This window comes from Clostridia bacterium (genome assembly GCA_034926675.1).
Taxonomy (GTDB): Bacteria; Bacillota; DTU025; order DTU025; family DTU025; genus JAYFQW01.
Genome location: JAYFQW010000035.1, coordinates 41,105 through 47,406, shown reverse-complemented (window position 1 = coordinate 47,406; position 6,302 = coordinate 41,105). Strand labels below are relative to the sequence as shown.

Sequence of the window (6,302 nt, the reverse complement as noted above, 5' to 3'; positions counted from 1 at the left end):
GCTTGCCCATGGATTTCTGGCTGAAATACCTGCGCAGTACGATCCACTCATCGTTCTGCTCTATCATCACCGATCCAAGAAGCCTGAGCGCTGAATCGGAGTTAGCGAAAATGCCTACTACGTCCGCGCGGCGCTTGATCTCCTTGTTCAGCTTCTCAAGAGGGTTTGTTGAGCGAATATCGTCCGGATGTAGGCTGCAACCATTTGCTGCGCGGCCCGGGCACATGGGCAAGCGCGTTGCGCATGAAATGCACCGTGCACCTTTGCCACGACGCCCTAGGAAAGCCTTCTGTATCGCTTTCTTCAGTCCTTCGTGGGTATCGCTTATCACGAGCTTCACTCCGCTAAGCCTGCGACAGGAAGCTTGGAAAGAACGTTCCCTCCCTGAGTTTGGGTATCCTGAGATCCAGACTGCCTACTCTCGTTTCCCCGGGTCTGGACCGATAGCCATTCCGGTACGTTGATCTCTCCGACGTTCTCTCGTATCTGTCCGCTCCGATCCTTTCCATAGCTTCCAGTTCAATGAGCCTTTGAGTCAGAAGCTGTGCGCCGTCCCTGAGAAAATCAGCGTCCTCGTCCATCCCCATCCGGCGGAGAATGTCCAGCAGTGATACATTATTTGATGTATCACGAAACGTAGGATGCGGCGTGAATCCATCGCTTGATATCCCTAAGCCCAATTTTTCCTTTGAAGTAATTACTATCCTTGTTTACTTTATCCAGTTCGTTGCACATTATGTCCGCATCCGCCTCGGATACGCTTTTTGCGTCATAATAGCCGACATCGACCAGCATTCTCGCCGCCGTTGGGCTAGTCCACTGTATTCTTGTGAGATTCACAAGACGGGAAAGCTCATCAATAACTTGATGACTGATTCCAAGAGCAGTTTGCAATTCTTCTCTTTTTTCTGGAGGATTAAGTGCGTCAAAAAGTAAAGCGGTATTCTTATACCCCTGCTTTTCCAGTTTCTCAATATCTATTTCCGGAAGCCAGTCGAATGAACTAATTGGAAACGGTTTTGGGAAATAGCTTTCTATTTCCCGTCTGAGCAATGCTAGATATTCGGATGGTATACCCGTTTTTTCTGAAATTGAGGGGATATTTTTTGCGTTTTTCAAAGCGCTGCGCAAATCCGCAAACGTAACATATCCGTTCTCTTTTAATGCCTCAAAACGACTACTAATATCTTCCAGTAGACAACTGCGACTTGGAACCAAATCGGTATCCTCAATCCTTTTCCGCAACTCATTAAGATTTATCTTTTCAGCATTGACATAATAACTCATCATTTTCCCATATCACTCCGTAAACTTTATTATGACACAATGCCTACCAATTCACCTAATATTCATAAAGACTTCATTGGTATAAGCATCTCAACAATATGCTTCAATTGTACATTTTCCATTTCCTGATTTGGATAATACTCAAAACAAAAGCTTTCGTCTGGTAAATAACCGCTATCTGGGAGCCATTTTGAAAGCATGTAGTTCCAAACGCGCTGATATTCGTCAGATCTCAGCAGGAATGTGCCGACTGCATAATGCCCGCCCGCAAGTTCCAAACAACCAAATTCGCCTTGATTTGGCATACCGTGCTTAACGGATAAGCAAGCACTCAATCGCAGCCTTTCTTCCGCCGTTAAGTCACCATAGTCGTGATACACGACATACCACTTTGTTTCTCGGCTTAGCACAAAGGCTCGGAATGGCGCCGATATCTTGCCCGCTAGCAAGCTGACCTTCACGGAATCACCCTGCCCGGAGCCGGCGCCGCCTATGCTCTCAGACCAAGCAACTCGCGCACAGCATCACGCACCGCGGCGCTCAACACGCCCTCGCCTGGCCGTGCAGGGATGGCTCCCACGCCGTCAACGGCCACTGCGACCTCGGGGCCCAGTTGTCCGCGGGTGGGGCTGTACATGATCCGCTCATCCCCGGGATACACCGCAGCAGTGCATCGTGGTACGCGTGCATCTTGCAGATGTCACCGAACTTGGCGGTGCCATCGCCATCGGTTTGCGTATCCAAGCGGAATTTCGCATCGAAGATCCATGTGCCAGTCGGGATACCCAGCGGAACAGGTCGAACGCAAGCAATCTCTCCACAATGCCGATGATCTGGCGTACCTCTGCATTCACATCGGACGGACAACGGCATGCCTGCGTTGTATGCTATTCGGCCGTTTCGAAACTCACCTCGAAAACTGCGCCAGGCGCGCCGGCGAACACGATCATGCCTTCGGCCGGCAGTCTCGCTTCGCAATGGCCGGTTATCCACGAGAACTCAATGCACTTTCCGTTCTCGTATACCGCAAAAGAACCCTGCCTGGGCACGCTCACGATGATCGTTTTGTCGTCGCCGACATTGGTGATACGATGCCATATCCCGTGGCCATCCGGGCCTATTGTGTACGTGGCGCTCTGGCCTGTGGGGAGGACATCCATACTCTTCTCACTTACGTAGACCATGTTAGTGGCCTTCATGTACTCCCTGCCATCCTGCACATAGAATGTGAGATCGACAAGGTCGCGCCCGCCCATTCCCGGGATCTGCATGGGCGACGCCGCGTTGTTCTCGTCGATGATCTGCAGCGTTCCAACGTATCCGGGCTGCTCCTTCGATAACGAGATTGTCATAGCGTTGCCAGGCTGCGCATAGTACTGCGAGCTAAACTTCTCGTTTACCGGATAGTAGCTCACTCCATCCCTCTCACACCAGGCCTTTCGTGTGCTCTCGTCGACCTCTGCCGGCGCGAGCTTCTGCATGGAGTATTCTGTTATCGCCGCAAGCCCCAGGCCGGGCACATCTTGGTGCGCCACCCGCCTTATGTAAGTATGGCCGTTCGATTCTGTTACAAAGCTCATCTGTTTGTTGCCCTCTGCGGAGGTGAATACGCCGCCGCCTACGTATACCAGTTTCTCGACGGGCCGGGCATCGTCGCCGAGCGCAGCGATGGATAACGATCCATCAGCGGCAAGATCCACTGAGCTGAGGAAGGATGCGTTCCCATACAGCCCTGAATATCCCAAAAAGGTGGGCGGCATAGGCGCGACTGCGGGCGCACCGCCTGGCATCTCGGGCCTAGCTGCGGTGAGGGCGCCTCTTGATTCCAGCACATGCTGTAGCAGTTCGCCTGCAACGATCAGATTCATGGTGCTGGATCCGCCCGATGATACAAGCGCCGCCGCAAGATCGTAAGCGGGCAAGACGAGCAGGGTAGAATGGTATTGCTGGGTGTCGCCGCCTTTAGCGACGGCTGTGATGCCGTAGGCGCTGAAGGGGTAGGTGTTCACAGAATCCCAGCCGAGACCGTAGTTGAATATGCTCGGACCCCGCTCGGGCCAGATTCCGTTCTCGCATTCAGCAGCGGCCATAGCACTGCGAGATTGGGCCGAAAGCATGCCCCGGGCGAGTGCGTAACCAGGGTCATCCATGAAGATTCCGGCGAACTTGCATAGATCTTCGGCCGTAGAACAGATTCCGCCCGTTCCTATCACGCCCAGTGATTCGATCACTTCGCGGTCGCCGGCCACATCGACATACGTCCTGGCCAGGCCGGAGCGATCGAAATCGCTTTGCGGCGTGGCCGTATGGCTCATCCCAAGCGGGACAGTAATGTTAGCTTTGATGAAATCGGTGAAGCTCTCGCCGCTGACCCTCTCTACTATCAGCTCGGCCAGGGTGAAACCATCATTGCAGTACACTGAGAACTCACCGGGGTCTGCTTTGAGCCGCTGACCTGCAAGAGCAGCGATGAGCTGCTCTTGTGCCATCTGATCGCCATCGTTGAACAGGAATGCATTGCGAAAAGTGGAGCCCATCAGGCCGGACGAGTGGTTAAGCAGCATACGGACGGTGATTTGGGTATAGCGCCGGTCAGCCATGATGAATTCCGGGATGTATGTAGTGATAGGAGCATCCAGATCTATCAGGCCCCGATCCACCAGGAGCATAACCGCGGCGGCGGTGAACATCTTGCTGGTGGATCCGATCCCATACATGGTATCGGCCGTGATGGGCTTATCCTCGGTGCGGCTATATACCCCGGCGCTGCCCGAGAGCATGGTCTCGCCCTGGGATATTACGGCGTATTGAACACTGGTGACTCCAAAGACACTCACGAGGGTATCGGCTTTCTGCTGCGCCAAAGCAGCGAGCCCAAGGTAGGCCTCGGGCGAGCCCGCGGCGCCGGAGGTGAATGTGAAAGGCACTAACAGCGCGATCATAACCAGCAACAACACAAGCAGCAGATGGAGCTTGTTCCGAGTGCCCATTCTCACTTAGCGATCCTCCCAAACGGCGGACAGGCGCCTCCCTGTGCCTCTGTGGGTGGTGTCGTCGCGCCGCCAATTGTATTTTGATTATACCATTCCACCCACCAACTACAACTCGGGCGGCTGCGCAAACAAGACGCCGAGCTGCTCCCCAAGATTAGGAGGTTATTGGAGCATGTGCGGCATAGGTGTTCCTGCCGCAGGTGCGGTAAGAACGAGATCACAACGCTGGTGATAATGGGCCTGATGCTCGCGCCGATCATCAGGGGCAGCCTGGCGTCCCCCCTGAACCAAGCGGGGGCAGGAGCCCACGTGGGAGGAATATGATCGGCTCGGCCTCTAGGGGGCGAGCATCGGGGCCGATGGCTTTGAAGGAGATGCCGAAAATACGCAGAAGCGATTTACACCACTTGACAAGACGTGACCCAGCAGAGCGCGGTGGACAAGATGGAAGGGATGCTGTTTACGGGGGATCGGAAATAGGGCATGCACACAGGCCTTTCATTTCGCACACAAATGCGAACGCGGCTGGGAACCAACCCCAGCCGCGTTTATCATAATGCCTGCTATATAGCTGCTTGATATGGCGCGCCTGGCAGGAATCGAACCTGCGACCCACGGATTAGAAGTCCGTTGCTCTATCCCCTGAGCTACAGGCGCGCGGTGCGTGTAGGAGTGCTGACGACAACCTACCTCAATATTATAGCATCACCGTTCGGTGTCGTCAAAAACGCTATCGTTCGGGTTCTCGGGTTGGGTGCACGTGTGCGATCCACATGAACGGCAATCTGTGACCGTGACGCCACAGCGGGTGGTTACTGGTATTGCCTCGCCATTTGTGAATGTGGCCTCTTGCAGCGCGTCTGTGCGTAGATGCCGCGAATTGGGAAAGACGCAAAGGCATGTTTCGCGCATGTGGCAGGGCTGCACCACAGGCATTTGTGCCTGCGCGGCTAACCCAGTGTGGGTTCTCTGCCGATAGTCTCAATGACCAGAACCGTCGAACTTGCGCCGGGGCGCAGTGTGTTCCGGGCGTCCGCTGATCGCACATCAGCTCATCAGCGTTCCATGCCTTGGACAGCGTGCTCGTGTGTCTGTGAGATGGGTGTGGGGGATTCGCGGTTTCCCCCGTGCAGGTATCGATCAGGCTGCGGCCGTTCGCGGCCACCGCGGCTGTGGGGCCGTTTGCGGCTCCTGCGGTTGTGGCCACGCTGATTGCAGCCGTGGCTTCACTTCTTGCCTGCCTGGGGAACCGGAAAGGGGGGATGGGGAACTCACGGAGTATTCGCGCACGAAGCAAGGTGAGTGAGAGCTAGGGAAAACGCATCTAGGAGTCTGGGCGCGAGCTGTCTCGCGTCCTGTACTGTCAAGCAATTGAGATACACGGATGTAGGGACAAACGTCGGAGTGTTTGTCGCCTTCACGACAAAGGCAAACCCGCCTAAAGACGGGGACGCAAAGCCACGGGCCTAAGGCGCACTTGATGCGCTATGGCAGCCGGGCAGCCGAAGGAGGGTGTCATGATGGCACGGAGAGCCATCGCTGCGCTCACGATCGTGCTCTTGCTGCTTGTTCAGGCGTACGGAGGCGCCGCCGCTGCGGCGCAGGCGCGCGCGGATCTGAAGGTGGAGATTGTGGTTCCTGCAATGCAAAGGGTCGATCGCATCTCCGAGGTAAGTCAGGTGGATTACACCGGCAAGGCAATGATGGTGAGGAGCGCAGTCCGTCTAGGGGTATTCTCCAATGTCCCGTGGCAGGCTGTTGTGGATGTGGAGCCGATGGCGCCTGGGGTCGTCCCGGTGGTGAGTTCAGTCACGGTAACCACTATGGGCGTGGGCCGCGGAAGCACGATCCAGCAGCATGCAGTGGTCACGGGGTCAGCTGTAGGGGCTGGCGCAGGAGCCTACGAGGTGACCTTCGATCTCTCGATTCCAGCCTCCTCAGCGGACAGTGGGACATACCCGCTTCAGTACAGCGTGGGGCTCTGGTCAGTTCAGTGAGTCTCGAACAGGCGAATACGGGCCG

Annotated in this window: 6 protein-coding genes, 1 tRNA gene, 1 pseudogene and 1 riboswitch; of the genes and pseudogenes, 2 read left to right on the top strand and 6 right to left on the bottom strand. The window is 55.4% G+C overall.

Annotated features, from left to right (window positions below):
• The 5 genes and pseudogenes from VB144_09630 to VB144_09610 form a co-directional block, all read right to left on the bottom strand.
• Positions 1-587: pseudogene (locus tag VB144_09630) on the bottom strand (transposase).
• A 40-nt stretch (positions 588-627) separates the two neighbouring features.
• A complete protein-coding gene (locus tag VB144_09625; protein MEA4883891.1) occupies positions 628-1,290 on the bottom strand; it encodes a DUF4332 domain-containing protein in 663 nt (220 codons plus the stop codon).
• A 59-nt stretch (positions 1,291-1,349) separates the two neighbouring features.
• Complete coding sequence (locus VB144_09620; GenBank protein ID MEA4883890.1) at positions 1,350-1,748, bottom strand: GyrI-like domain-containing protein; 399 nt, start codon at positions 1,746-1,748, stop codon at positions 1,350-1,352.
• A 29-nt stretch (positions 1,749-1,777) separates the two neighbouring features.
• On the bottom strand, positions 1,778-1,924 hold the full coding sequence (locus tag VB144_09615) for a hypothetical protein (GenBank protein MEA4883889.1): 147 nt from the start codon (positions 1,922-1,924) through the stop codon (positions 1,778-1,780).
• Between the two features lie 250 nt (positions 1,925-2,174).
• Positions 2,175-4,277, bottom strand: a complete 2,103-nt coding sequence (locus VB144_09610; GenBank protein ID MEA4883888.1) for a serine hydrolase domain-containing protein — start codon at positions 4,275-4,277, stop codon at positions 2,175-2,177.
• Positions 4,278-4,454: 177 nt separating this feature from the next.
• Here VB144_09610 and VB144_09605 point away from each other — a divergent pair, with 177 nt between their 5' ends.
• Positions 4,455-4,604 carry a hypothetical protein gene (locus VB144_09605; protein MEA4883887.1) on the top strand — a complete coding sequence of 50 codons (150 nt, stop codon included), beginning with the start codon at positions 4,455-4,457 and terminating at the stop codon, positions 4,602-4,604.
• A gap of 257 nt (positions 4,605-4,861) precedes the next feature.
• Here VB144_09605 and VB144_09600 read toward each other — a convergent pair.
• A tRNA-Arg gene (locus tag VB144_09600) sits at positions 4,862-4,937 on the bottom strand.
• A gap of 760 nt (positions 4,938-5,697) precedes the next feature.
• Positions 5,698-5,787: riboswitch (cyclic di-GMP riboswitch) on the top strand.
• Between the two features lie 13 nt (positions 5,788-5,800).
• Here VB144_09600 and VB144_09595 point away from each other — a divergent pair.
• Complete coding sequence (locus VB144_09595) at positions 5,801-6,277, top strand: hypothetical protein (GenBank protein MEA4883886.1); 477 nt, start codon at positions 5,801-5,803, stop codon at positions 6,275-6,277.
• Positions 6,278-6,302: the final 25 nt, after the last annotated feature.